A 24,532-nucleotide genomic window follows, 5' to 3' on the forward strand; every position below is an offset into this window, starting at 1 on the left:
GCCATGGGCGGACTGTTTTCCCGATTGATCGAATCCAGCGACCCGCAGTTGATGCGCCAGGCCCTGGCCTGGCTCTACGGCTTCGTGCGCCCGCAGCGTGGCGCCATCGGCGTGCTCCTGGGGCTGTCCCTGGGCGCCTCGCTGCTGGCCCTGGCGCAACCCTGGCTGGTCAAGACCTTGATCGACGAAGGCCTGCTGGCCAAGGATTACCAGACCCTCTGGCACATGGCGGCGATCATGATCGTCGCCGGCCTGCTCGGCACGCTGCTGGCCGGGGTCAACCGCTACCTGCACACGCGCCTGTCCGGGCGCATCCTGTTCGCCCTGCGCGACGACTTGTACCGACACCTGCAACAACTTTCGCCGACCTTCTACGGGCGCCGGCGCACCGGTGACATCCTGTCGCGGCTCGATGGCGATGTCGCCGAGATCCAGCGCTTTGCCGTGGACTCGTTGTTCTCGGCGGTATCGGCGCTGATCGGCCTGGTCGGTGCGGTGGCCTTGATGCTGATGCTGTCCTGGCAGCTGTCGCTGCTGCTGGTGTTGCTGATCCCGCTCGAAGTGCTGTGGCTGCGCTGGATGCGACGCAAGGTCGAGCGCGAAGTGCGCAGCCTGCGCGAACGCTCGGCGGACGTGTCGTCGTTCCTGGTCGAGACACTGCCGGCGATGAAGTTCATCCAGGCCGCCGGCCAGCAGCGGCGTGAGGCCGAGCGCCTCGATCAGTTGGGGCAGGGCTACATGGGGCAGCTGCTCAGGGTGCAGGTCACCGAGTTCTTTACCCAGGCGGTGCCCGGCACGCTGACTTCCTGGTGCCGGGCCTGCGCATTCCTGGTCGGCGGCTGGTGGGTGATCCAGGGCACCTGGCAACTGGGTGCGCTGATCGCCTTTTCCACCTACATGGGCATGGCCGTCGGTCCGGTGCAGAGCCTGCTGGGCCTGTACGTGGCGGTGCAGCGGATGGCCGTGAGCCTGGGGCGGGTGATGGAGCTCAAGCGGGAGGCGCTCGCGGTGCGCGAGGCGGACGATCCCCGGCCCATGCCACAAGGGGCCGGGGAGCTGCGACTGGACGGGGTATCTTTCGCCCACGACGGGCGCCAGGGTGGGGTGCTGGACCAGGTGCAGGCCTGTCTGCCCGGCGGCGCCAAGATCGCCATCAGCGGCGCTTCCGGCGTCGGCAAGTCGACCCTGATCGACCTGCTGCAGCGCTTCTACGACCCGGATGACGGGCGCGTCCTGCTCGACGGCGTCGACCTGCGCGAGCTCGACCTGCAGGCCCTGCGGCGGCGCATCGCCGTGGTCAGCCAGGACATCGTGCTGTTTCGCGGTACCCTGGCGCAGAACCTGGCCTACAGCACGCCCCAGGCCAGCCGTGAGGAGATCGAGCAGGTGGTGCGGCTGACCCGCCTGGACAGCCTGGTGCAGAGCCTGCCGCTGGGGCTCGATGGTCTGCTGGGCGAACGCGGCCAGCAGTTGTCCGGTGGCCAGAAACAACGTATCGCCATCGCCCGGGCGCTGCTCCAGCAACCGGCGATCCTGGTGCTGGACGAGGCCACCTCGGCGGTGGACGAAGCCACCGAGCGTGAAGTGATTGCCGCCATCGACCAGCTGTTCGCCGGGCGTACGCGGATCCTGATCAGCCATCGTGCCTCGACCCTCGCCGATGCCGACCTGCACCTGGAACTGCGTGACGGGCAATTGCGCAGCAAGGAGCCCGCCGACCATGGCCGCTGACCTGTGCATTGGCGTGATCGACAGTGGCTGCTCGGCGCAGCAGGCGGATAGCGTGCTCGGCGCGCGGCGCTTCTGGCTTGAGGATGGCGTGCTGTGCGAGGGCGAGCCGCTGCCGGATGCCCTGGGCCACGGCAGCGCGGTGCTGGCGCGGCTGCGGGCCGAGTCCGGCGGCCAACCGGTGCTGCTGGCCCAGGTGTTCGCCGGGCAGGGCAGCACCAGCGCCTTGCAGGTGGCCGCTGGCCTGTTGTGGCTGGTGGAGGCGGGCGCGACTGTGGTCAACCTGAGCCTGGGCCTGCGCCAGGATCGCCCGGTGCTGCGCCTGGCCTGCGCCGAGGCCGTGGCCGCTGGCGTGCTGCTGTGCGCCTCCAGTCCGGCGCGGGGCGAGCCGGTGTATCCGGCCAGTTATCCCGGGGTCATTCGCGTAACTGGCGATGCTCGCTGCGCCGCTGGGCAATGGTCGTGGCTGGGCACTCCCCAGGCCGACTTCGGCGCGGCGGTTGGCGCCGCTGGGTTGGCCGGGGCCAGTCTGGCCTGTGCCGCGTTCACTGGGCGGGTGGCGGCCCTGCTGGGCGAGGAGCCCGGCATGACGCGGCAGGCACTGTTGCACTGGCTGGAGCGGCACGCGGCGTTCGTCGGCCCTGAGCGCAAGGAGTCGACCGATGCCTGAACCGAGCATCCTGGTACTCGGTGCCGGACCTGCGGGGGCGACTACTGCCCTGGGGCTGCGGCGGATGGGCTACCCCGTCACCGTGGTGTCCGACTGGCGCCGTTTCGCCGCGGTGGAAGGTGTTTCGCAACGTGTGCTGGAGGGCTTGCGCCATGCGGGCCTGGGCGCTGCCCTGGCCGAGGCGACCACGCCGGCCACGCGGCAGGTGCACTGGAACGGTGAGCGGCTGCAACCGAACCAGGAGTGGCTGCTGGATCGCCAGCGCTTCGACCAGGCACTGCGTGATGACTTGAATCGTGCCGGTGTCGAGCTCGTCGAAGGGCGTGTGCGCGAAGTGGAGCAGGGGCAGGGGTATCGTGTCCAGTTGGACGACGGGCGTACCTTGCACGGTGTTTTCCTGGTCGAGGCCCGTGGTCGTCAGGCCCCGTTGAGCGAAGGTCGCCTGCGCGGGCCGGAGACGGTCAGCCTGCTCAACCTCTGGCAGGCCGAGCCCGGCACTCCGGCCTCGGCAGTAGAGAGCCTGGACGACGGCTGGGCCTGGATGGCGCGGCTGGCCGATGGCCGCTGCTACTGGCAGGTGACGCTGGACGTGACGGCGGCGCGGCTGCCGGGCAAGACGGCGTTGCCCGAATACTGTGCCGGGCGCCGCCGTGGCTCGGCGCTGGTGGCGCAACTGTTCGGCGAGCAGGCCTTCGCCCCTGCCCAGGTGCATGCACGCAGCAGCACAGCGATTCTTGTCGGCAACTGCGCGGGCCGTGATTGGCTACGGGTTGGCGATGCGGCGATGGCGGTTGATCCGTTGTCGGGCAATGGCATCTTCCAGTCCTTGTCCTCGGCGCTGCAGGCGCCCGTGGTGATCAATACCCTGCTGCAACGGCCCGGGCAGGCAGCCGTGGCGCAGCGCTTCCATCAAACGCGGATCGAACAGCTGTTCCTGCGTTTCGCCCGGATCGGGCGCGACTTCTACGCCCAGGAAGCGCAGCGTGGCGAACAGCCGTTCTGGGCCCGGCGCCGGTGCTGGCCAGATGCGCAGCCGCTGCACGCGGCGGCAAACTGGCAGGCGGTGCGGGTGGAGCGCCGCCCGGTGCTGCGCGAGGGTTGGGTGGAGGAGGCCGAAGTAGTGGTGACGGCTGATCAGCCGCTGGGGGTGTGGCACCTGCAAGGTATCGAGCTGGCGCCGGTGGTACGCGGGGTGCAGGCCGGCATCGGCCTGGAGCGCCTGGTGACACAGACGCACCAGCCGATGATTGCGCGTTGGTTGCGCGAACAGGGTTTTTGCTGAGGACTCATCGCGGGGCAAGCCCGCTCCCACCGGTGCTGCATCAGCCAGCAAACCCCGCGATAGGGCCGCTGGCTTAGAAGAATGTCCCCACCACCAGTTGCAGGTAGGCCCCGCTATCCCGGCCACCCAACTGCACGCCGCCATCCTGCGCGCTGCGCTGCGGGGTGTAGAACCCCACCAGCGGGCTGATCAGCCAATGCTCGTTGACCATCCACTCCACATACAGGTACACCTCGCGCCCACCCAGGTTGCCCTGGTCGGTGCTGAGCGGGTCGAAGTCGAAGTACAGCGCGCCCACGGTCAGCCCCTCCCGTGGCGTGGCCTTGAGCGCCACATGGTGCACCTGGGTATTGCTGTTGAATGGCCCGGCGTAGTTGGCCGCCACCTCGCCCTGGAACCAGGTGCCATAGCCCCGGCTCAGGCCATAGAACAGCGGGTCGAAGTGCTCCGAGAAGCGGCTGTAGCGGTAGGTGGCGGTGGGCGACCAGGGCAGCCCGGAGAAGGTCCAGTTGCCCTCCAGGTACCAGGCGTTCTCGCGCCCGTCGGTGCGGTCCTGGGTGACATACTCGGCGGCCAGTTCGAGGTCTTTCACTCCCAGGTTGCCACGCCCGCGCAGGCTCACCGTGTCCATGCCGTCGCGGTGTTCCAGGCCAAGGATCTCGGCGTAGCGGCGGTCGACATCCAGGCCACGGATCCAGCTCAGGCCCACGGTGCCCGCGTCGGCGACATGCTCGAGGTTGGCCACCGCCATGGAGGTGTCGGCCTGGAACGGGTTGTCGGACTTGAGCCACATCAGGTCGCCACGCCAGCCCTGCTTGCCGCCCAGACGTAACACGGCGGTGCGGTCGAACGCCTTGCGCGCCGCCAGGTAGTAGGCGCCGCCACGGTCGAAATCGGCGCCCAGGTCGACGTTGCCGGCATTGACCGGGTCGCCCTGGATCAGGAAACCGTCGCCGAGGGTGATGACCTGGCGCCCGCCGGAGAGATCGATGCCGTCTTCGCCAAGCGCCGGAAACAGGGTGCCCGAGCGCCATCCAAGGTAAGCGTCCTCGACGCCGGTGCGACGTTCGTCACCGAGGGTGAAACCCGCGGCGTCGCCATCGCCCCAGGTGGCCGAACTGAGCAGGCTGAAGGCGCCGTAAAGCGTGCCGTTGCTGGCCAGCGCCTGGCTGGCGCTCAGGCCGTACTTGACGTAGCCCTCGCGCCAGTTGCTGCTGCCGGCCTGGCGGTTGCCGAACTGGTCGAAGCTTTCGTCGCTGTGGAATACGCCGAACAGCGCTTCGAGGTTGGCGTCCAGTGTGGTGCCGGCGTGGTTGTAGAGTTCGTGGGCCTGGGTGAAGGGAGAGGCCAGCAGCAGGGCCAACGTGCAGGCGAGCTTGTGCGTCATGGTGTGCTCCATGTTTTTGTTGTTTTCTGGCTTTTTCATTGACTGACCGGACCTTATCGCCGGCTTTCCGGCGATAAGGTCAGCACCGGTGAAATCAGAACTTGATCAGCACCGACTTCAGCTCGGTGTAGTGCTCGATTGCCGCCGCGCCCATCTCGCGGCCGACGCCGGAGAGCTTGTAGCCGCCGAACGGCAGCGCCGGGTCCAGCGCGCTGTGACAGTTCACCCACACCGACCCGGACTTGATCCGCGGGATCATCCGGTGCACCGCGGCCAGGTCGTTGGACCAGATGCTCGCGCCCAGCCCGTAGGGGTTGTCATTGGCCAGGCCCACCACCTCGTCGAGGTCGTCGAATGGCATGGCCACCAGCACCGGGCCGAAGATTTCCTCCTGCACCAGGCGGTGGCGCTGGTCGACATCGACGATCACCGTCGGCTTGACGAAGTAGCCCGGGCCGAAGCCTTCGCCGCCGCAGGCGATGGTCGCGCCCAACTCGCGACCCAGGTCGATGTAGCCGGTGACCCGCTCCTGCTGCCGGGCCGAGATCAGCGGGCCCATCTGTACGCTAGGGTCCAGGCCGTTGCCCAGTTTCATGGCATTGGCGATGCCGGCGATATCGGCCACCACGTTGTCGAAGTGCTTGCGGTGCACATACAGCCGGGAGCCGGCGCAGCACACCTGGCCCTGGTTGAAGAAGATCGCCGTGGCGGCTCCGGCGGCGGCCGCCTGCAGGTTGGCGTCGGGCAGGACGATGGTCGGCGACTTGCCGCCCAGTTCGAGGGTGACGCGGGTCATGTTGTCCATGGCCGCCTTGCCGATCAGCTTGCCGACTTCGGTGGAGCCGGTGAAGGTCAGCTTGTTTACGCCCGGGTGGCGGCTCAGCGCGGCACCGGCGTTCAGCCCGGTGCCGGTGATCACGTTGAACACGCCGTCCGGGTAGCCGGCCTCGCTTACCAGTTCGGCGAGCTTGAGCGCGGTCAGCGGGGTTTCATCGGCAGGCTTGAGCACCACCGTGCAGCCGGTGGCCAGTGCCGGGCCGAGCTTCCAGCAGGCCAGCAGCAGCGGGAAATTCCAGGCGACGATGGCGCCGACCACGCCCACCGCCTCGCGGCGCACGAACGCGTGGAAGTCGTCATTGGGCATCAGCGGCAGCGACGGCTCGACCGTGCTGCCTTCGAGCTTGGTCGCCCAACCGGCCATGTAGCGCAGGAAGTCGATGGCCAGTTGCACGTCCATCACTTGGGCCACGGCGGCACTCTTGCCGTTGTTCAGGCATTCCAGCTCGGCCAGCTCCTGGGCATCGCGCTGCATCAGGTCGGCCAGGCGCCACAGCAGGTTCTGCCGCTCACGCGGACGCATCCGGCTCCAGGCCGAGTGTTCGAACGCCTGGCGGGCGGCCTGCACGGCGCGGTCCACATCCTGTGCCTCGGCCGCGGGCACCTCGGCGAGGACCTCGCCACTGGCCGGGTTGCGCAAGGTCATGGTGCGGCCGCTGGCGGCGTCCTGCCAGTCGGCGCCAATGCGCATCTTCAGCGGGTGTGCGAGGAAGGCACGGGTGGCGGGCAGGATCGGCAGGTCGGAATGCATGGGGCGGTGCCTCTTGTCATGGTTGTGACCAGGGCAGGGCAATGGGCGTGCCAAGCCGGGCAACGCGTTCACAGCCCTTGATACATGTGGTTTTCGCGTTACATGGCATGCAGTCAGGGAGGCTTGAGCTGTTGCACATTGAGACTGAGTGAGACGGAGATGAAACGGACCGCTGTGCGGGCCAATCGCCGGCAAGCCGGCTCCCACAGGTACGGCGTTGGACTCGAAGGTGGCTAGATCCCTGTGGGAGCTGGCCTGCGCAGCAGGCCCTGTGTCTCAAGGTGAAACACCCCGTCGCGAAATGGCACGTTCGGTCACAGCCTGCGCTGCTGGGGTTTGCCCCGGCTCTGCGCTCAAATCGTTGATGCAAAACATATTTGCCGCAACTGGCACACTTCCTGTATCGCTACTGTCAGATGCACACCGCAGCGTGCGAATAACGATAAGAACGATACCGTGGAGGTCTGACCTTGAAGACAACTCGACTCCGGCGGCAGGCGGGCACACTGGCGCTGGTCGCCACCGCACTGCTGTCCGCCCAGGCCATGGCGGCCGAGCAGGGCCCGAGCCTGTTGCAGAACAAGTGCATGGGGTGCCATATCCCCGAAGGCAACGACAGCTACAGCCGCATCAGCCACCAGCGCAAGACCCCCGAGGGCTGGCTGATGAGCATCGCCCGCATGCAGGTGATGCATGGCTTGCAGATCAGCGACGACGACCGCCGCACCCTGGTCAAGTACCTGGCCGACAAGCAGGGCCTGGCGCCCAGCGAGACCGACGGTGTGCGCTACGCCATGGAACGCCGGCTCAATACCGTCGAACACTTCGATGACCAGCTCAGCCAGATGTGCGGCCGCTGCCACTCCGGCGCCCGTGTCGCCCTGCAACGGCGCCCGGCCAAGGAGTGGGAGCACCTGGTCAACTTCCACCTCGGCCAATGGCCGTCCCTCGAATACCAGGCCCAGGCCCGCGACCGCGACTGGCTGGACATCGCCCTCAAGCAGATGGTGCCCGACCTGGCCAAGCGCTTCCCCCTCGACAACCCGGCCTGGGCCGAGTGGCTCAAGGCCCGGCCCGAGTCCAAGGTCCTGTCCGGACAGTGGGCGTTCAGCGGCCATATGCTGGCCAAGGGTGACGTGCGTGGGGTGATGACGGTCAGCGCCGAGCAGGGCGATACCTTCAAGGTCGAGGTCAAGGGCGCCTACGCCGACGGCACGCCGTTCAACGGCAGCGGTTCGGCGATCCTCTACAACGGCTATGAATGGCGCGGCAACGTCAAGGTGGGCGAGGCCAACCTCCGCCAGGTGTTCGCCGCCATCGGCGGGCAGATGAAGGGCCGCATGTTCGAGGCCGAGCACGACGAGCGCGGCCTGGACTTCAGTGCGGCGAAGGCCGGGCAGGGGCGCCTGCTGGCGGTGCAGCCGGCGTTCATCAAGGCTGGCAGCGACAGCGAGATCACCCTGGTGGGCAGCGACCTGTCCGGCAAGCCCGAGCTGGGCGCGGGCGTCGAAGTGATCGAAGTGCTGGAGTCGACGCCGACGCTGATCCGGGTCAAGGCCCGCGCCGCCAAGGATGCCGCCGCCGGCCCCCGCGAGGTGGCGGTGGGCGCGCTCAAGGGCGTGCAACTGGCGGTGTACGACAAGGTCGATGAGGTCAAGGTGGTGCCGGCGTTCTCCATTGCCCGCATCGGCGAGAACGGCGCCTCGGTGCCCAAGGTGCAAGGTCGCTTCGAGGCTGAAGCCTGGGGCAAGGACGCCAGTGGCCAGCCGCTGCGCATCGGCTACCTGCCAGCCACCTGGAAAGTCGAGCCGTTCAACGAACGGGCGGTCGAGGACGAGGACGTCAGGTTCGCCGGGCAGATGCAGGCCGACGGCGTGTTCGTGCCGGGCGGGGCAGGGCCCAACCCCGAGCGCAAGATGATGACCAACAACGCCGGCAACCTGAAGGTGATCGCCACCCTCGCCGACGGTGGCCAGCAGGGTGAGGGCCACATGATCGTCACCGTGCAGCGCTGGAACAATCCGCCGCTGCCATAGGCATCAACCTGACCAATTGCTTATCGGGAGGTCGCCATGGGCGCACTACTGAACCTGGTCGAACGCAACCTGCACGAAGTGCAGGTCGATGCCGACCGCATGCTGTTCCATATCCCCAGCAGTTCGCTGTTCGCCACCGACGCGGTGACCGGCGGCATCATCGACACCCTGCGCCGCCAGGGCTGTTCCGCCGAGGAGCTGCTGCAGCAGCTCGGCCAGCAGTTCGACGGGCAGGACATCGAGGAAACCCTGCGCGAGCTGATCGCCCTGGAAGTGGTCAGCGACGGCTCGCCGCTGACCCCTGAAATCGCCCTGAAACAGGTCGAGCGCACCGCGCTGAACACCGTGGTGCTCAACGTCAACACCGGCTGCAACCTCAGCTGCACCTACTGCTACAAGGAGGACCTCGACAAGCCCTCCGCGGGCAAGAAGATGAACAGCGCCACCGCCGAAGCCTCGGTGGAGATGCTGCTCAAGGAGTCGCCGAACGAGGAGCGCTACAGCGTGGTGTTCTTCGGCGGCGAGCCGCTGTCCAACCGGGCGTTGATCGAGCACATGGTGGCGTACTGCGAGCGACGCTTCTCCGAGGCGGGCAAGCAGGTCGAGTTCATCATGACCACCAATGCCACGCTGCTCACCGAAGAGATCGTCGACTGGCTCGATGCCCACCGCTTCGGCCTGTCGATCAGCATCGATGGGCCCAAGACCGTGCACGACCGCAACCGCATCACCGTGGGCGGGCAGGGCACCTACGACGTGGTGCGGCGCAAGGCCGACATGCTGCTGTCGCGCTACCGCAGCCGGCCGGTGGGGGCGCGGGTGACGCTGACCCGTGGCATCACCGATATCGAGACTATCTGGAACCACCTGTTCAACGAGATGGGCTTCGCCGAGGTGGGGTTCGCCCCGGTGACCTCCGGTGACATGGCCGACTTCAACCTCACCGGCGACGAGCTGGTGCAGGTGTTCGCCAACATGAAGGCCCTCGGCCGGCGTTACCTGGAGGCGGCGCTGGCGCACCGCAACATCGGCTTCTCCAACCTGCACCAGCTGATCACCGACATTCACGAAGGCCACAAGAAGGCCCTGCCATGCGGTGCCGGGCTGAAGATGCTGGCGGTGGACCACGAGGGCGAGCTGAACCTGTGCCACCGCTTCACCGGCTCCAGCCTGCCGACCTTCGGCAATGTGCACCAGGGCGTGAAGCAGGCGCAGCTCAACGATTTTCTCTCGCAGCGCCTGGACCGCAGCGGCACCGGCTGCGACAGCTGCCGCATCCGCAACCTGTGTTCCGGCGGTTGCTACCACGAAAGCTACGCCCGCTACGGCGACCCGCAGCATCCGACCTACCACTATTGCGAGCTGATGCGTGACTGGGTCGACTTCGGCATCGAGGTCTACAGCCGCATCATGGCCGTTAACCCGGCCTTCATCGATCGCTACATCACTCCCCGGAAGGCGCACTGACATGAAGCACCTCAAACCGCTGAACAACAAGGCGCGCATTCTCGAGCAGGCGGCCGCCGAAGACCGCGTCGAGGACGTGCTGGCGATGAGCGCCGTGGCCGGCTGCACCGCCACCACCGACCCGGGCTGGGAAGTGGACGCCTTCGGTGGCGTCAGCTCGCTGTGCCAGCCGATGGAGGCCGACCTGTACGGCTGCTCCGACCCTTGCTGGTGGCCAGCCCAGGTGCCGGACATGATGAGCACCTACCAGGACTGGAACGCCCAGGCAACCAACTCCGCCGAAGACTGGCGCAACCTCGGCACCGTATTCCCGAAAGACAAATAGAACGACAAGGGGAAACCGCATGAAACCTGGACTCTGCGCGCAACTCGCGCTCACCGTCGCCGCCACGGCCTGCGCCTGGGCGGCCCAGGCCGACGACGCAGGCAAGGCCCTGAAGGCCGGCCATGAATACCTGATCGCCACCAACTACCCGAACAACCTGCACGTGGTCGAGGTGGCCAGCGACACGCTGTACAAGACCTGCCGCATGCCCGACTCGTTCGGCCCCGGCACGGCGATGATGGCGCCGGACAACCGCACCGCCTACGTGCTCAACAATCACTTCGCCGATATCTATGGCATCGACCTGGACAGCTGCAAGACCACCTTCCACGCCAACCTGTCCAGCGTGCCGGGCGAGGTCGGCAAGGCCATGTACTCCTTCGCCATCAGCCCCGACGGCAAGGAGGTGTACGCCACGGTCAACCCCAGCCAACGCCTGAACGACCACTATGTGGTCAAGCCGCCGCGCCTGGAAGTGTTCCGCACCGGCGACGGCCTGGATGCCAAGCCTGTGCGCACCTTCCCGATGCCGCGCCAGGTGTACCTGATGCGCGCCGCCGACGACGGCAGTCTCTATGTGGCCGGGCCGGACATCTACAAGCTGGACGTCAACACCGGCAAATACACCGTCGCACTGCCACTGCGCAGCTGGAACCGCCCGGGCTACAGCGCGCCGGACGTGCTGTACTTCTGGCCGCACCAGAGTTCTTTGCACGAGTTCTCGATGCTCTACACCATCGCCAGGTTCAAGGACGCCAAGCAGGACCCGGCCAGCGCCGAGCCGCTTTACGGCTACCTGAGCATCGACCTGAAGACCGGCAAGGCCCATACCCAGGAGTTCGCCGAGCTGACCGAGCTGTACTTCACCGGCCTGCGCTCGCCGAAGGACCCGAACCAGATGTACGGCGTGCTCAATCGCCTGGCCCGCTACGACATCGCGCAGAAGAAGCTGGTCAAGGCCGCCAACCTGGACCATACCTACTACTGCGTGACCTTCGACAAGGCCGGCGACAAGCTCTACCTGGGCGGGACGTTCAACGACCTGGCGGTGTTCGACCCCAATACGCTGGAGAAGGTGGGAAACATCAAACTGCCCGGTGGCGACATGTCGACCACCACGCCGCAGGTGTTCATTCGGTAGAGCGGTGTTGGCCCTATCGCCGGCAAGCCGGCTCCCACAGGTAAGGTGCTGCCCTCGGGCCTGCAGCGATCTCTGTGGGAGCCGGCTTGCCGGCGATAGGGCCGGATCAATCCCTACAAGAACAACAAGAGACACCCCATGACCCAGCCCAGCCACACCGTAGGCAGCAACGCCATTCCCTTGCTCAACTTGTGCATCGGCGACGCCTTCGACGCCACCGTCGCCCGCTTCCCCGACCGCGAGGCCCTGATCGTCCGCCATCAGCAGTTGCGCTACACCTGGCGGCAACTGGCCGATGCGGTCAACCAGCAGGCCCGCGCTCTGATGGCCCTGGGCGTGCAGGTCGGCGACCGCTTAGGGATCTGGGCACCCAACTGCGCCGAATGGTGCATCACCCAGTTCGCCAGCGCCAAGATCGGCGCGATCCTGGTCAACATCAACCCGGCCTACCGCACCAGCGAACTGGAATACGCCCTGGGCCAGTCGGCCTGCCAGTGGGTGATCTGCGCCGACGCCTTCAAGACCTCCGACTACCACGCGATGCTGCTGGACCTGGTGCCCGAGCTCGGCGCCTGCCGAGCGGGCGAGCTACAAAGCGCGCGCCTGCCCGCGTTGCGCGGGGTCATCAGCCTGGCGGCCACGCCACCTGGTGGCTTCCTGGCCTGGTCGGCGTTGCAGGCCCGTGCCGGTGAAACCGCCCCCGGGCAACTGGCCGCGCGCCAGGCCAGCCTGCACCGGCACGCGCCGATCAACATCCAGTACACCTCCGGCACTACCGGGTTTCCCAAGGGCGCGACCCTCAGCCACCACAACATCCTCAACAACGGCTACATGGTCGGCGAAAGCCTCGGATTGACCGAGCACGACCGGCTGGTGGTGCCGGTGCCGCTGTACCACTGCTTTGGCATGGTCATGGCCAACCTCGGCTGCATGACCCACGGCAGCACCCTGATCTACCCCAATGACGCCTTCGATCCGCTGCTCACCCTGCAGGCCGTGGCCGAAGAACGCGCCACCGCCCTGTACGGCGTGCCGACCATGTTCATCGCCGAGCTCGATCACCCGCGTCGCCATGAGTTCGACCTGTCCAGCCTGCGCACCGGGATCATGGCTGGCGCCACCTGCCCGATCGAGGTGATGCGCCGGGTAATCGACGAGATGCACATGGGCGAGGTGCAGATCGCCTACGGCATGACCGAGACCAGCCCGGTGTCGTTGCAGACCGGCGCCGCCGACGACCTGGAGCGCCGGGTGACCAGCGTCGGCCGCACCCAGCCGTGGCTGCAGAGCAAGGTGATCGATAGCGCAGGCACTACCCTGGCACGCGGCGAGATCGGCGAGCTGTGCACCCGCGGCTACAGCGTGATGCTCGGCTACTGGGACAACCCCAAGGCCACCGCCGAGAGCATCGACGCCGAGGGCTGGATGCACACCGGCGACCTGGCGGTGATGGATGAACAGGGATACGTGCGCATCGTCGGGCGCAGCAAGGACATGATCATCCGCGGTGGCGAGAACATCTATCCGCGGGAGCTGGAGGAGTTCTTCTTCACCCACCCGGCGGTGGCCGACGTGCAGGTGATCGGCATCCCCTGCAGCCGCTATGGCGAGGAGATCGTCGCCTGGATTCGCCTGCATCAGGGGCAGACCCTGGGCGAGGAAGAACTGCGTGAATGGGCGCGGGCGCGCATCGCGCATTTCAAGGTGCCGCGCCATTTCCGCTTCGTCGATGAATTCCCGATGACGGTGACCGGCAAGGTGCAGAAGTTCAGGATGCGCGAGATCAGCATCGAGGCGCTGGCGGGCGGGCAAGGGCGGTAGCCGCCCTCAGCTTCAGGCCTGGGCCCGCGCGCCGTTGAGAAACAACTGTTCCACGGTCTGCGCGGTGTTGGCGCTGGCCGCGCGGCCACGGCGTTCGGCATCGACCATGCCGTAGATCATGGTCATGAACATTTCGGTGAACACCGCCGCGCTGATGTCGATGCGCAGCACGCCCAGTTGCTGGGCGCGCAGGAAGAACGCGTCCATGGCCTGGGTGTAGGCCTGCCAGCGCAGATCCTCGGCGTTGTTGAGCAAGGTGTCGGGGCGGTACTGGAACATCAGGAACACCAGCATTTCGCGGTGCTTGAGGTGCTCGGCGATCAGGTGGCGAATGCCGACCAAGGGTTCGGTGCGCTCCAGATCGGCTTCCTGGATGACCTGGTTGAGCACGTGCTCGCCGTGGTCCTCGAGCAGGTTCACCAGATTCTCGCGGGTACCGCAGAAGCGGTGCAGGGTGGCCTTGCTGACCCCGGCGGTTTCCGCCAGCTCTTTCAGGGTGGCGCGGGGATGAACGACAATGGCATGGGCCAGCGCCTTGAGCAGGCGTTCTTCTTGGAGGGATCTGCGCATAAGGACCTCAGTCGGGGTTCGGCTGTCGGGCAGGCGAAAAGAGACGAAAGATCCAATATTGTATCATATGAGACGAATAAATCTCATGGTTTGAACAATTCATCGCGGGTCAAGGCTGCTCCACCGTGGGAGCAGCCTTGACCCGCGATGGGAACGTCAGATCGGATAATGCTTCAGCTCACGGGCGATCAGCATCCGCTGGATCTCGCTGGAGCCCTCGTAGATCTGGGTGATCCGAGCATCCCGATAGTACTTCTCCACCGGATAGTCTTCCAGGTAGCCGTAGCCGCCATGCACCTGGATCGCCATCGAGCAGACCCGCTCGGCCATCTCGGAGGCAAACAGCTTGGCCTGGGAGGCCTCCGACAGGCAAGGCTTGCCCGCGCTGCGCAGACGCGCGGCGTGCAGGATCAGCAGGCGGCTGGCGTTGATCTGCACCTGCATGTCGGCCAGCAGGTTGGCGATGCTCTGGTGCTCGTTGATCGGCTTGCCGAACTGGATGCGCTCGCGGGAGTAGGTCAGTGCCGCCTCGAAGGCCGCGCGGGCGATGCCCAGGGCCTGGGCGGCGATACCGATGCGCCCGCCTTCGAGGTTGGACAGGGCAATGGCCAGGCCCTTGCCGCGCTCGCCGAGCAGGTTGGCGGCCGGGATGCGGCAGTTGTCCAGGGTCACCGCGCAGGTGTCGGAGGCGCGGATGCCCATCTTGTGTTCGCTGCGGTCGACCTTGAACCCAGGGTTGTCGGTGGGCACCAGGAACGCCGAGAGGCCTTTCTTGCCCAGCTCCGGGTCGGTCACGGCGAAGACGATGGCCAGCTTGGCGCGGCGGGCATTGCTGACGAACTGCTTGGCGCCATTGATCACCCACTGGCCATCGACCAGTTCGGCGCGGGTGCGCAGGTTGTGGGCCTCGGAGCCGGCCTGGGGCTCGGTCAGGCAGAAGCAGCCGATCACCTCGCCGCTGGCAAGTGGCGGCAGCCAGGCCTGCTGTTGTTCAGGCGTGCCGTAGGCCAGCAACGGGCCACAGCCCACCGAGTTGTGGATGCTCATCAGCGCCCCGATGGCGCCGTCGCCGGCGGCGATCTCCTCGACCGCCAGGGCATAGGCGACGTAGTCGGTGTAGCTGCCGCCGAAGTCTTCCGGCACCACCATGCCGAGCAGGCCCAGCTCGCCCATCTTGCGTACCACGTCGTCATCGATCCAGGCGGCCTTCTCCCAGGCCTGGGCATGGGGGGCGATCTCGCCGCGGGCGAAGTCGCGCGCCATGTCGCGGATCATGATCTGTTCTTCGCTCAGTTCCAGGTCTTGCATCTGTGTACTCCCGGGCTCACAGGCCTTCGAAGAATTGGTCGACGCGCTGCGCGGTGAGTTCGCCCAGGGTCGGCGGGTTCCAGCGCGGCTGCTTGTCCTTGTCGATGATCAGGGCGCGCACGCCCTCGATGATGTCGCCGTACTCGAACCACTGGCGGTCGATGTGCAGTTCCATGGCGAAACAGTCTTCCAGGCTCAGGTGGCGGCCACGGCGCAGCAGCTCCAGGGTCACGGCCATGGCCAGCGGCGAGCGGGTTTCCAGCAGGGCGGCAGTCTCCAGCGCCCACGGGTGGCTGTCGCCGATGGTCACGGCGCGCAGCTGTTCGATGATGCTGGGCAGGTCGGGCAGGGCGAAGAAGTGGTCGATCACCGGGCGCAGGCGCGCCAGCGGGGCGTCCTCGAGCACCTGGGTGCCGAGCTTGGCCAGCAGGCCCTGCAGGTCCTTGAGCGGGTGCTCGCCGAACACCAGGCGGTCCAGGCCTTCATCCAGCGCGGCCAGCCTGGTGCTGTCCAGATACCAGTCGGCGAGGCCGCAGTACAGGGCGTCGGCGGCCTTGACCTGGGTACCGCTGACGCCCAGGTAGATGCCCAGCTCGCCGGGCACGCGGGACAGGAAGTAGCTGCCGCCGACGTCCGGGAAGTAGCCGATACCCACCTCGGGCATCCCTAGGCGGCTGCGCTCGGTGACGATGCGCAGGTCGCAGCCCTGGGCCAGGCCCATGCCGCCGCCGAGGGTGAAGCCATCCATCAATACCAGCACCGGCTTGCGGTAGCGGTGCAGGCACAGGTCCAGGGCATATTCCTCGACGAAGAAATCCTCGTGCAGCTTTTCGCCGGCCTTGAAGCTGTCGTGCAGCGAGCGGATGTCGCCGCCGGCGCAGAAACCCTTGGGCCCCTCGCCACGCAGCATCACGGCCTGCACCTGCGGGTCCTGCGCCCATTGGTCGAGGTGGTGCTGCAGGCTGCGCACCATGTCCAGGGTCAGGGCGTTGAGGCCGGCTGGGCGGTTGAGGGTGAGGTGGCCAATGTGGTTGCGGACCTCGGCCAGTACCTGATCCGTTGCCGAGGGTTGAGCGTGCGCGGTCATCGCGGTCTCCCTGCTTTGTTATTGATTTTCCAAGTGAAGTCCTGGAGTGCGCGAGCGGATCGGTCGATCCTGTCATGCAAATTTACCTTGCACAATTGGCAAATCTGCAGGGCTGCCCTGCATTTTTGTCGTCACGCGCGCTCTTGGCCGAGGCATCCACTGTAGCAACTACCGGTTACCTGTAGGAGCTTGCCCCGCGATGGCGTCGCTACAGGCGGAACGATGGTCGCCTCTCACCCCGAAGGGTGATAGCCGCCCCGTCCCCCCCATGAAACAATCCCGTCCAGCACTCACCCTGGCGGGGAAGATAATAATGAGCAATGCCCAGCTGAATTCGCCCGACTGGTATGCGCAGATGGCCCGCGTGGTCGACGCCATCGGCACCCCAGGCTTCGTCGAGGCACTGTTCGCCGCGCTCAACCAACTGGCAGCGTGCCAGGCCATCACCGTGTTCCTCTACCCGCGCAAGGGCCTGCCGTCGGCGCTGTTCGCCAAGGACGACGAGGGACCCTGGCTGCCCGAGGGCAACGTGCAGAAGTACCTCGAAGGCTACTACCTGCTGTGCCCGTTCTACCGCGCCTGTATGGACGGCGTGCCCGCCGGTTGCTATCGCCTGAGCGATGTCGCCCCCGACCACTTCAAGCGCAGCGAGTACTACACCTCGTTCTACCAGCACGCGCACCTGGAGGACGAACTCAACTACCTGGTGCCGCTGGACGCCCAGCTGACCATCGCCGTGGCCCTGGGCAGCACCCGGCGCCTGGGCAGTCGCCAGGTGGCCGAGCTCAAGTGCGTCGCCGCCTGGGTGGCGGCGGTGGTGCGCCGGCACTGGGGGCAACTGGATGCCGAGGCCCTGGGCGGGCGCTTCGAAAGCGCGCTGGGGCGGCAGATCAACGCCGCGCTGAACAACTTCGGCTCGTCCTTGCTCACCGAGCGTGAGTGCCATGTCGCCCAGTACCTGCTGCGCGGCCATTCCACGCGTTCGCTGGCCGAGCGCCTGGGCATCAGCGAAGACACGGTCAAGACCCACCGCAAGAACCTCTACGCCAAGCTCGATATCGCCACCCAGGCCGAGCTGTTCTCGCTGTTCATCGCCTCGCTGGCCCAGGCCCAGGAAGGCTTGAGCAAGGACCCGCTGGAAAGCTACCTGCGACGGCGCTGACCCACCGCTTCACCTCATCCAGACAACGACAATCACCGGCCCGGGTGTGGCCGGAGGGGAGACCTGCGTGCATACGAAAAGCGATTGGCTGCAGCGCGCCGCGCGGCAAAGCTTCATCACCACCGCATTGATTGACGGGCGCCCGGTGGCGGCCCGCGACGGCGCCACCTTCGCCGCCATCAACCCGGCGACCGAGCAGTGCCTGGCCCAGGTCGCCGCCTGTGCCGACAGCGAGATCGACCAGGCGGTGAGCGCCGCCCGCCGCGCCTTCGAGCACGGTCCCTGGGCACGCATGGCGCCGGCCGAGCGCAAGCGCGTACTGCTGCGCCTGGCCGAGCTGATGTTGGCCCACCGCGAGGAACTGGCGCTGCTCGACTCGCTGAACATGGGCAAGCCGGTGATGGATGCCTACAGCATCGATGTGCCCGGCGCGGCCCAGGTGTTCGCCTGGTATGGCGAGGCGCTGGATAAGCTCTATGACCAGGTCGCCCCGACCGCCGCCAGCGCCGTGGCGATGATCAGCCGCGAGGCGTTGGGCGTGGTCGGCGCGGTGGTGCCGTGGAACTTCCCGCTGGACATGGCCGCCTGGAAGGTCGCCCCGGCGCTCGCCGCAGGCAACAGCGTGGTGCTCAAGCCCGCCGAGCAGTCGCCATTCTCGGCTCTGCGCCTGGCCGAGCTGGCCCTGGAGGCCGGGTTGCCGGAGGGCGTGCTCAACGTGGTACCGGGCCTGGGCGAAACCGCTGGCCGTGCCCTGGGCCTGCACCCGGACGTGGATTGCCTGGTGTTCACCGGCTCTACCCAGGTGGGCAAGTACTTCATGCAGTATTCGGCGCAGTCGAACCTCAAGCAGGTGTGGCTCGAATGCGGCGGCAAGAGCCCGAACCTGGTGTTCGACGATTGCCGCGACCTCGACCTGGCGGCGCAAAAGGCCGCGTTCGGCATCTTCTTCAACCAGGGCGAGGTGTGCTCGGCCAATTCGCGGCTGTACGTGCAGCGCTCGATCCACGACGAGTTCGTTGAGCGTCTGCTGCGCCAGGCCCGTGAATGGCTGCCGGGCGACCCGCTGGACCCGGCCAGCCGTGCCGGCGCCATCGTCGATGCCACGCAGACCGCGCGTATCGAAGCCGCCATCGGCCAGGCCCGGGAGCAGGGCGCACGACTGCGCTGCGGCGGTGAGCGCCTGAGCGTGAACGGCTCGCGCAACTTCATCACGCCAACGATCTTCACCGACGTGCGCCAGGACATGGCCCTGGCCCGTGACGAGATCTTCGGCCCGGTGCTGGCGGTCAGCACCTTCGACGACGAGGAGCAGGCCATCGCCCTGGCCAACGACAGCGTTTATGGGCTGGCCGCGTCGGTGTGGAGCGACGATCTCAACCGTGCCCACCGCGTGGCCCGACGGCTCAGGGCCGGCACGGTGTCGGTCAACACCGTCGACGCCCTGGATGTGACCGTGCCGTTCGGTGGTGGGCGCCAGTCCGGTTTCGGTCGCGACCTCTCGCTGCATTCGTTCGACAAGTACACCCAGCTCAAGACCACCTGGATCCAGCTGCGCTGATATTCACCCGAGGAGAACAACAATGAACGCACCCATCACCCCGGCGACCGGCAAACGCGATACCCGCGACTACCAGGCTGGCGACGCCGCCCACCACATTCACGCCTTCCTCGACCAGAAGGCGCTCAACGCCGAGGGACCGCGGGTCATCACCCGCGGCGAGGGCCTGTACCTGTGGGACAACGACGGTCGCCGCTACCTGGACGGCATGTCCGGCCTGTGGTGCACCCAGCTCGGTTATGGCCGCAAGGACCTGACTGCCGCCGCCGCCGCGCAGATGGACCAGCTGGCCTACTACAACATGTTTTTCCACACCACCCACCCGGCGGTGATCGAGCTGTCCGAGCTGCTGTTCAGCCTGCTGCCCGGCCACTACAGCCACGCCATCTACACCAACTCCGGCTCCGAGGCCAACGAGGTGCTGATCCGCACCGTGCGCCGTTACTGGCAGGTGGTCGGCCAGCCGCGCAAGAAGATCATGATCGGCCGCTGGAACGGCTACCACGGCTCGACCCTGGCGGCCACGGCGTTGGGTGGCATGAAGTTCATGCACGAAATGGGCGGGTTGATCCCGGATGTGGCGCATATCGACGAACCGTACTGGTTCGCCGCGGGTGGCGAGCTGACCCCGGCGGAATTCGGCCGCCGTTGCGCCCAGCAACTGGAGGAGAAGATCCTCGAACTGGGCGCCGAGAACGTTGCGGGCTTCATCGCCGAGCCGTTCCAGGGCGCCGGCGGCATGATCTTCCCGCCCGAGAGCTACTGGCCCGAGATCCAGCGCATCTGCCGCCAGTACGACGTGCTGCTGTGCGCCGACGAGGTGATTGGTGGTTTCGGCCGCACCGGCGAATGGTGCGCCCACCAGCACTTCGGCTTCGAGCCGGATACGCTGTCCATCGCCAAGGGCCTGACCAGCGGCTACGTGCCCATGGGCGGCCTGGTGTTGAGCAAGCGTATTGCCGAGGCGTTGGTGGAGCGGGGCGGGGTATTCGCCCACGGCCTGACCTATTCCGGCCACCCGGTGGCGGCGGCGGTAGCCATCGCCAACCTCAAGGCCTTGCGCGACGAGGGTATCGTGCGCCGGGTCAAGGACGACACCGGCCCGTACCTGCAGCGCATCCTGCGCGAGGTGTTCGCCGATCACCCGTTGATCGGTGAAGTACAGGGCACCGGGCTGGTGGCAGCCTTGCAGTTCGCCGAGGACAAGGCCACGCGCAAGCGCTTCGCCAACGAGAACGACCTGGCCTGGCAGTGCCGCACCTTTGGTTTCGAGGAAGGGGTGATCATCCGCTCGACCCTGGGGCGGATGATCATGGCGCCGGCCCTGGTGGCCAGCCGTGGCGAGCTGGACGAACTGGTGGAGAAGACGCGTATCGCGGTGGACCGTGTGGCACGATCGGTGGGCCGAGGCTGAAACCCGGGGCGCGCAGGCGCCCCTTCGCCGGCAAGCCGGCTCCCACAGGGTCCGCGCAATTCGTGAGTTCCGCGCTGTACCTGTGGGAGCCGGCTTGCCGGCGAGGGGTTGCGTAGCAGCCCCAGTGACGCGAACTGACAGACATTACCCTTTCGCCCGTGATGGTTTCAGCGCCGCTCGCGCTGGCGCAGCGCCGTCACCGTCTCACCCGCGACCCCCCAGTTGTCGGTGGGCACCTCCTCGATGACCACGAAAGTGCTTGCCGGTGGCTTGTTCAGCACCTGTTCCAGCAAACGCGTGGTGCCTTCGATCAGCTGGCGTTTGTGTTCGGCCGTGACGCCTTCTTCGGTGATGCGGATATGGACATAAGGCATGTGCGTGGCTCCCGTTTCAGTGCCAGGTGCCGGCGGTGCTGCCACCGTCGACGGGCAGCACGGCGCCGCTGACGAAGCGCGCGTCGGTCAGGTACAGCACGGCGTTCACCACGTCCTCGGGCTGGCCGGTGCGTCCACTCGGCGACAGTGCGCCGAGGCCTTCGGTGCTGCCGTTGTGCAGCGGGGTGTCGATGATCCCCGGGGCCACGGCGTTGACCTGCACGCCGCTGGCAGCCAGTTCCAGCGCCAGGCCCTTGACCGCCTGGTTCAGCCCGCCCTTGACCAGCACCGGCAATAGTGCCGGCACACGGGTGTCCGGTTGCAGCGCCACCGAAGCGGTGATCGCGACGATATGCCCGTGCCCTTGGGCCTTCATCACCCGGGCGGCGGCCTGGGCGGGGTAGAAGAAGCCCTTGAGGTTGGTGCCGACCAGCGCGTCGACATCGGCCTCGGTGTAGTCGGTCACAGGTTTCGGGATGAAGATGCCGGCGTTGTTGACCAGGATGTCGACCTGGCCAAAAGCTTTCTGGGCGGCGGCGAACAACCGCTCTGCAGTGGCTTTCTCGGCGATGTCGCCGGCCACGCCGATAAAGCCACGCGGGTTGCCCAGGCGGGCGGCGGCCTGGTCCAGACGAGCCTGGGTGCGGGCGTTGCCGACCACGTTGTCGCCACGTTCGAGGAAGGCCTGGGCCAGGGCGAAGCCCAGGCCGCTGGAGGCGCCGGTGATGATGACGGTTCTTGCGGTGCTCATGGGGGAAATCTCCGGTGGGTCGAGCCAGTGCTCGGGTGTGCAGCCACTCTAGGCTGTAACGCCGACTTGAAAAATGAGGCGTGTGGCATTTCAATCGATACATCATGTAATCAATCGAGCCACCCATGACCCGCCACTTCGATGATCTGCAACTGGGCAGCCTGGAGCTGTTCTGCCTTGCCGCCGATGCCCGCAGCTTTACCGAAGCCGCGACCCTCGCCAGTGTCACCCCCGCGGCGGTGAGCCGTTCGGTGGCGCGCCTGGAGGAACGCCTGGGCGTGCGCCTGTTCGTGCGCACCACCCGGCAGATGCGCCTGAGCGAGGCCGGCCAGGCCTACTACCAGCATTGCCGCCAGGCGCTGGGCCAACTGGTCGAGGCCGAGCGCCAGGTCACCGGTGGTCAGCTCGAGCCTGCGGGCTGCCTGCGTATCAGCGCGCCGACGCCTTACGCCCATCACCGCCTGTTGCCGCTGCTGCCGCGTTTTCGCCAACGCTATCCGCGGGTGCAGGTGGACGTGCACGTGAGCAACCGCAACGTCGATTTCGCCGAAGAGCATTTCGACCTGGCGATTCGCGGACGCGCACCGGCCGACTCGCGGCTGGTGGCCCGGCGCCTGGAGGATGCCGAGCTGGTGGTGGTCGCCACCCCGGGCTACCTGGCCCAGGCCGGTGTGCCACAGACCCTTGAGGACTTGGCCGGGCACCAGTGCATCCAGTTCGAACTGCCCAGCAATGGCCGGCGTCCTCCCTGGAGTTTTCGTCGCGAGGGGCAATGGGTCGAACTGGAAACCCAGGGCGCCTTGACCTGCCTGGGCGATTTTCTCGCCACCACCACCCTGGTGCGTCATGGCGGCGGGCTGATGCAGGCCTACCGCTTCACCGTGCAGGACGCCCTGGACAGCGGCGAGCTGGTGGAGGTGCTGGCCGGGCATGGCGGCACGTCGCGGCCGTTCATGCTGGTCTATCCCCAGGCCCGCCACATGCCGCTGAAGGTCCGCGTGTTCATCGACTTCCTGGTGGCCGAGGTGGGTCTGCCGTTGGGCTGAAGCCCTGTGGCGCCGACCTTGGCGGACTATGCTCTGAGCAGCTCCGGCAATCGGCCGGTTGGGCCTCTCGCGGGCTCTGGTGTAAGCTCTCCCGGACTTCACCACGAGACCGCCGCATGACCTCGCCCAGCCCGCGCCTGGACAGCCTGCTCACCGGCAGCGCCCGGCCATTCACCCGCCCAGGTTCCCTCAGCGCCATCGACAAGCAACCCCGCCAAGGCCCCTTGCGGGTGACCTTGCTCGGTATCGCCGGTGACGAACAGGGCGATCTGCGCGTGCACGGCGGCGTCGAGAAGGCCATCCACCACTATCCCCGCGATCACTACCCCGACTGGGTCGCGGAACTCGGCGAACACCCCTTGCTGACCCGGCCGGGTGCCTTCGGCGAGAACTTCAGCAGCAGCGGCTGGCGCGAGGCCGATGTGTGCCTGGGCGACCGTATCCGCGTCGGCACGGCATTGCTGGAGATCTCCCAGGGGCGCATGCCGTGCTGGAAGCTCAACGACCGTTTCGACGTGGAGCAGATGGCGCTGCGGGTGCAGCAGAGCGGACGCACCGGCTGGTACTACCGGGTGCTGGAGGAGGGCGAGGTACAGGCGGGCGATGCCCTGCAACTGGTCGAGCGGCCCTATGGCCAGTGGTCGGTGGCGCGGCTTTCGGCGGTGCTGTTCGACAAGCAACTGGAGCCCGGCCTGTTGCGCGAGTGCCTGGAACTGCCGCTGGTGCCGAACTGGCGTCGCACTCTGGAAAAGCGCCTGGAGCAACGCCAGGTCGAGGACTGGACTTCGCGCCTGCACGGCCGCAGCGACAGCTGAACGGCATCGCGCAGAACATCTACCCACACAAGGAATGCCCCATGGCCTTCGAACTGGATGATCGCCTGGTCATCGGTGTCGCTTCCAGCGCCGTGTTCGACCTGAGCGAGTCGGACGCCGTGTTCCGCCGCGACGGCGAGGCGCAATACCGCAAGTACCAGGAGCAGCACCTGGATGAGCCGCTGGGCAAGGGCATTGCCTATCCCTTCATCAAGCGCCTGCTGGCGCTCAATGACCTGCGCGGCGACCCCGAGGACCCGTTGGTGGAGGTGGTATTGCTGTCGCAGAACGACCCGGACACCGGCATGCGGGTGATGAAGACCATTGGTCACTACGGCTTGAACATGACCCGGGCGATCTTCACCCAAGGCCGCTCGCCGTATGAGTACATCCCGGCGTTGAACATCGCGCTGTTCCTGTCCGCCGACAAGCAGCACGTGGACGCCGCGATCAAGGCTGGTTACCCGGCGGGGCAGGTGCTGGATTCGAAGTTCGACGACGATGAAAGCGACGATAACCTGCGCATCGCCTTCGACTTCGACGGTGTGCTGGCCGGCGATGAGTCGGAAGCGGTGATGCAGTCGGGCGGCCTGGGCAGCTTCCACGCCCATGAAGTGATCAATGTCACCCAGCCGCACAACCCCGGCCCGCTCAAGGAGTTCTTCGTGCGCATTGCCCGCATCCAGGCGGCCGAGGAGCAGCACAAGCTGGCCAATCCCACTTACGAGAACCGCCTGCGGGTGTCAATCGTCACGGCGCGCAACGCACCTTCACACGAGCGGGCGCTCAATACCCTGAAAAGCTGGGGGGTAATGGCCAATGATGCGTTCTTCCTGGGTGGTATCGAGAAGCGCAGGGTATTGCAGGTGCTAAAGCCGCATATCTTCTTCGATGACCAGTCCGGGCACCTTAAGAGCACCAGCACGGTGGTGCCGTCGGTGCATATCCCGTTCGGTGTGACCAACCGCCCGGGCTGACCGGCGCCGCGCAAGCGGCGCCAGG

The 24,532-nt window shown here is 66.8% G+C and carries 21 protein-coding genes; 14 read left to right on the forward strand and 7 right to left on the reverse strand.

Going from position 1 to position 24,532, the window contains the following annotated elements; translation table 11 throughout:
• Window positions 1-3 precede the first annotated feature (3 nt).
• From LOY42_RS11355 to LOY42_RS11365, 3 genes are read left to right on the forward strand one after another with little or no spacing between them, the layout of a single operon-like run.
• Window positions 4-1,731, forward strand: coding sequence for an ABC transporter ATP-binding protein (locus LOY42_RS11355; protein WP_258600656.1), 1,728 nt, complete (start codon window positions 4-6; stop codon window positions 1,729-1,731).
• Window positions 1,721-2,398 (forward strand): S8 family serine peptidase, encoded by a 678-nt coding sequence (locus tag LOY42_RS11360; protein WP_102684857.1) that lies wholly within the window; start codon window positions 1,721-1,723, stop codon window positions 2,396-2,398. Before LOY42_RS11355 ends, LOY42_RS11360 begins: the two co-directional genes overlap by 11 nt.
• Entirely contained in the window at window positions 2,391-3,680 is a 1,290-nt protein-coding gene (locus tag LOY42_RS11365) for an NAD(P)/FAD-dependent oxidoreductase (RefSeq protein WP_139670678.1), read from the forward strand. Before LOY42_RS11360 ends, LOY42_RS11365 begins: the two co-directional genes overlap by 8 nt.
• A gap of 73 nt (window positions 3,681-3,753) precedes the next feature.
• Here the strand turns inward: LOY42_RS11365 and LOY42_RS11370 are convergent, their stop codons facing one another.
• Both LOY42_RS11370 and LOY42_RS11375 read right to left on the reverse strand, forming a co-directional pair.
• Window positions 3,754-5,067, reverse strand: coding sequence for an alginate export family protein (locus LOY42_RS11370; RefSeq protein WP_258600659.1), 1,314 nt, complete (start codon window positions 5,065-5,067; stop codon window positions 3,754-3,756).
• Window positions 5,068-5,161: 94 nt separating this feature from the next.
• Window positions 5,162-6,655 (reverse strand): aldehyde dehydrogenase, encoded by a 1,494-nt coding sequence (locus LOY42_RS11375; protein WP_258600661.1) that lies wholly within the window; start codon window positions 6,653-6,655, stop codon window positions 5,162-5,164.
• A gap of 470 nt (window positions 6,656-7,125) precedes the next feature.
• Between LOY42_RS11375 and peaA the strand changes: the two genes are divergently transcribed.
• The 5 genes from peaA (at window position 7,126) to LOY42_RS11400 (ending at window position 13,445) form a co-directional block, all read left to right on the forward strand.
• On the forward strand, window positions 7,126-8,691 hold the full coding sequence (gene peaA / locus LOY42_RS11380; RefSeq protein ID WP_139670672.1) for a quinohemoprotein amine dehydrogenase subunit alpha: 1,566 nt from the start codon (window positions 7,126-7,128) through the stop codon (window positions 8,689-8,691).
• 36 nt (window positions 8,692-8,727) lie between these two features.
• Window positions 8,728-10,158 carry a quinohemoprotein amine dehydrogenase maturation protein gene (gene peaB / locus LOY42_RS11385; RefSeq protein WP_139670670.1) on the forward strand — a complete coding sequence of 477 codons (1,431 nt, stop codon included), beginning with the start codon at window positions 8,728-8,730 and terminating at the stop codon, window positions 10,156-10,158.
• A gap of 1 nt (window position 10,159) precedes the next feature.
• Entirely contained in the window at window positions 10,160-10,483 is a 324-nt protein-coding gene (gene qhpC / locus LOY42_RS11390; protein ID WP_094012540.1) for a quinohemoprotein amine dehydrogenase subunit gamma, read from the forward strand.
• Between the two features lie 19 nt (window positions 10,484-10,502).
• Window positions 10,503-11,624, forward strand: coding sequence for a quinohemoprotein amine dehydrogenase subunit beta (peaD, locus tag LOY42_RS11395; protein WP_139670668.1), 1,122 nt, complete (start codon window positions 10,503-10,505; stop codon window positions 11,622-11,624).
• 138 nt (window positions 11,625-11,762) lie between these two features.
• Complete coding sequence (locus LOY42_RS11400) at window positions 11,763-13,445, forward strand: AMP-binding protein (RefSeq protein WP_258600671.1); 1,683 nt, start codon at window positions 11,763-11,765, stop codon at window positions 13,443-13,445.
• Window positions 13,446-13,457: 12 nt separating this feature from the next.
• On the opposite strand, the gene LOY42_RS11405 is transcribed toward LOY42_RS11400, so the two are convergent.
• From LOY42_RS11405 to LOY42_RS11415, 3 genes are all read right to left on the reverse strand, one after another.
• Window positions 13,458-14,015, reverse strand: a complete 558-nt coding sequence (locus LOY42_RS11405; protein ID WP_110703995.1) for a TetR/AcrR family transcriptional regulator — start codon at window positions 14,013-14,015, stop codon at window positions 13,458-13,460.
• A gap of 156 nt (window positions 14,016-14,171) precedes the next feature.
• Window positions 14,172-15,323: an acyl-CoA dehydrogenase family protein gene (locus LOY42_RS11410; protein ID WP_038706259.1), complete on the reverse strand. Its 1,152-nt coding sequence runs from the start codon at window positions 15,321-15,323 to the stop codon at window positions 14,172-14,174.
• Between the two features lie 16 nt (window positions 15,324-15,339).
• Window positions 15,340-16,410, reverse strand: a complete 1,071-nt coding sequence (locus tag LOY42_RS11415) for an enoyl-CoA hydratase/isomerase family protein (RefSeq protein ID WP_258600673.1) — start codon at window positions 16,408-16,410, stop codon at window positions 15,340-15,342.
• Between the two features lie 313 nt (window positions 16,411-16,723).
• On the opposite strand from LOY42_RS11415, the gene LOY42_RS11420 reads away from it, so the two are divergent.
• The 3 genes from LOY42_RS11420 to LOY42_RS11430 all read left to right on the forward strand — a co-directional run bounded on the left by LOY42_RS11420 (window position 16,724) and on the right by LOY42_RS11430 (window position 20,544).
• The gene (locus LOY42_RS11420) at window positions 16,724-17,572 is read left to right on the forward strand and encodes a helix-turn-helix transcriptional regulator (RefSeq protein ID WP_139670661.1); all 849 of its coding nucleotides are present in this window, start codon (window positions 16,724-16,726) and stop codon (window positions 17,570-17,572) included.
• Window positions 17,573-17,639: 67 nt separating this feature from the next.
• Entirely contained in the window at window positions 17,640-19,130 is a 1,491-nt protein-coding gene (locus LOY42_RS11425) for an aldehyde dehydrogenase (protein WP_139670659.1), read from the forward strand.
• Window positions 19,131-19,152: 22 nt separating this feature from the next.
• Entirely contained in the window at window positions 19,153-20,544 is a 1,392-nt protein-coding gene (locus tag LOY42_RS11430; RefSeq protein WP_258600676.1) for an aspartate aminotransferase family protein, read from the forward strand.
• Between the two features lie 167 nt (window positions 20,545-20,711).
• Here the strand turns inward: LOY42_RS11430 and LOY42_RS11435 are convergent, their stop codons facing one another.
• Both LOY42_RS11435 and LOY42_RS11440 read right to left on the reverse strand, forming a co-directional pair.
• Window positions 20,712-20,918, reverse strand: coding sequence for a 4-oxalocrotonate tautomerase family protein (locus LOY42_RS11435; protein WP_258600678.1), 207 nt, complete (start codon window positions 20,916-20,918; stop codon window positions 20,712-20,714).
• Between the two features lie 16 nt (window positions 20,919-20,934).
• Entirely contained in the window at window positions 20,935-21,669 is a 735-nt protein-coding gene (locus tag LOY42_RS11440) for an SDR family NAD(P)-dependent oxidoreductase (RefSeq protein WP_139670656.1), read from the reverse strand.
• A gap of 125 nt (window positions 21,670-21,794) precedes the next feature.
• Between LOY42_RS11440 and LOY42_RS11445 the strand changes: the two genes are divergently transcribed.
• The 3 genes from LOY42_RS11445 to LOY42_RS11455 all read left to right on the forward strand — a co-directional run bounded on the left by LOY42_RS11445 (window position 21,795) and on the right by LOY42_RS11455 (window position 24,507).
• Window positions 21,795-22,715 (forward strand): LysR family transcriptional regulator, encoded by a 921-nt coding sequence (locus LOY42_RS11445; RefSeq protein ID WP_258600680.1) that lies wholly within the window; start codon window positions 21,795-21,797, stop codon window positions 22,713-22,715.
• 116 nt (window positions 22,716-22,831) lie between these two features.
• A complete protein-coding gene (locus LOY42_RS11450) occupies window positions 22,832-23,530 on the forward strand; it encodes an MOSC domain-containing protein (RefSeq protein WP_258600682.1) in 699 nt (232 codons plus the stop codon).
• 41 nt (window positions 23,531-23,571) lie between these two features.
• Complete coding sequence (locus tag LOY42_RS11455; protein WP_102684840.1) at window positions 23,572-24,507, forward strand: 5'-nucleotidase; 936 nt, start codon at window positions 23,572-23,574, stop codon at window positions 24,505-24,507.
• Window positions 24,508-24,532 lie beyond the last annotated feature (25 nt).

Source organism: Pseudomonas sp. B21-023 (genome assembly GCF_024749165.1).
In the GTDB taxonomy this organism is placed as follows: Bacteria; Pseudomonadota; Gammaproteobacteria; order Pseudomonadales; family Pseudomonadaceae; genus Aquipseudomonas.

Coding starts and splice junctions, on each gene's coding strand:
- LOY42_RS11355 (WP_258600656.1), top strand. CDS start 4: ATGGGCGGACTGTTTTCCCGATTGATCGAATCCAGCGACCCGCAGTTG.
- LOY42_RS11360 (WP_102684857.1), top strand. CDS start 1,721: ATGGCCGCTGACCTGTGCATTGGCGTGATCGACAGTGGCTGCTCGGCG.
- LOY42_RS11365 (WP_139670678.1), top strand. CDS start 2,391: ATGCCTGAACCGAGCATCCTGGTACTCGGTGCCGGACCTGCGGGGGCG.
- LOY42_RS11370 (WP_258600659.1), bottom strand. CDS start 5,067: ATGACGCACAAGCTCGCCTGCACGTTGGCCCTGCTGCTGGCCTCTCCC.
- LOY42_RS11375 (WP_258600661.1), bottom strand. CDS start 6,655: ATGCATTCCGACCTGCCGATCCTGCCCGCCACCCGTGCCTTCCTCGCA.
- peaB (WP_139670670.1), top strand. CDS start 8,728: ATGGGCGCACTACTGAACCTGGTCGAACGCAACCTGCACGAAGTGCAG.
- qhpC (WP_094012540.1), top strand. CDS start 10,160: ATGAAGCACCTCAAACCGCTGAACAACAAGGCGCGCATTCTCGAGCAG.
- peaD (WP_139670668.1), top strand. CDS start 10,503: ATGAAACCTGGACTCTGCGCGCAACTCGCGCTCACCGTCGCCGCCACG.
- LOY42_RS11400 (WP_258600671.1), top strand. CDS start 11,763: ATGACCCAGCCCAGCCACACCGTAGGCAGCAACGCCATTCCCTTGCTC.
- LOY42_RS11405 (WP_110703995.1), bottom strand. CDS start 14,015: ATGCGCAGATCCCTCCAAGAAGAACGCCTGCTCAAGGCGCTGGCCCAT.
- LOY42_RS11410 (WP_038706259.1), bottom strand. CDS start 15,323: ATGCAAGACCTGGAACTGAGCGAAGAACAGATCATGATCCGCGACATG.
- LOY42_RS11415 (WP_258600673.1), bottom strand. CDS start 16,410: ATGACCGCGCACGCTCAACCCTCGGCAACGGATCAGGTACTGGCCGAG.
- LOY42_RS11420 (WP_139670661.1), top strand. CDS start 16,724: ATGAGCAATGCCCAGCTGAATTCGCCCGACTGGTATGCGCAGATGGCC.
- LOY42_RS11430 (WP_258600676.1), top strand. CDS start 19,153: ATGAACGCACCCATCACCCCGGCGACCGGCAAACGCGATACCCGCGAC.
- LOY42_RS11435 (WP_258600678.1), bottom strand. CDS start 20,918: ATGCCTTATGTCCATATCCGCATCACCGAAGAAGGCGTCACGGCCGAA.
- LOY42_RS11440 (WP_139670656.1), bottom strand. CDS start 21,669: ATGAGCACCGCAAGAACCGTCATCATCACCGGCGCCTCCAGCGGCCTG.
- LOY42_RS11445 (WP_258600680.1), top strand. CDS start 21,795: ATGACCCGCCACTTCGATGATCTGCAACTGGGCAGCCTGGAGCTGTTC.
- LOY42_RS11450 (WP_258600682.1), top strand. CDS start 22,832: ATGACCTCGCCCAGCCCGCGCCTGGACAGCCTGCTCACCGGCAGCGCC.
- LOY42_RS11455 (WP_102684840.1), top strand. CDS start 23,572: ATGGCCTTCGAACTGGATGATCGCCTGGTCATCGGTGTCGCTTCCAGC.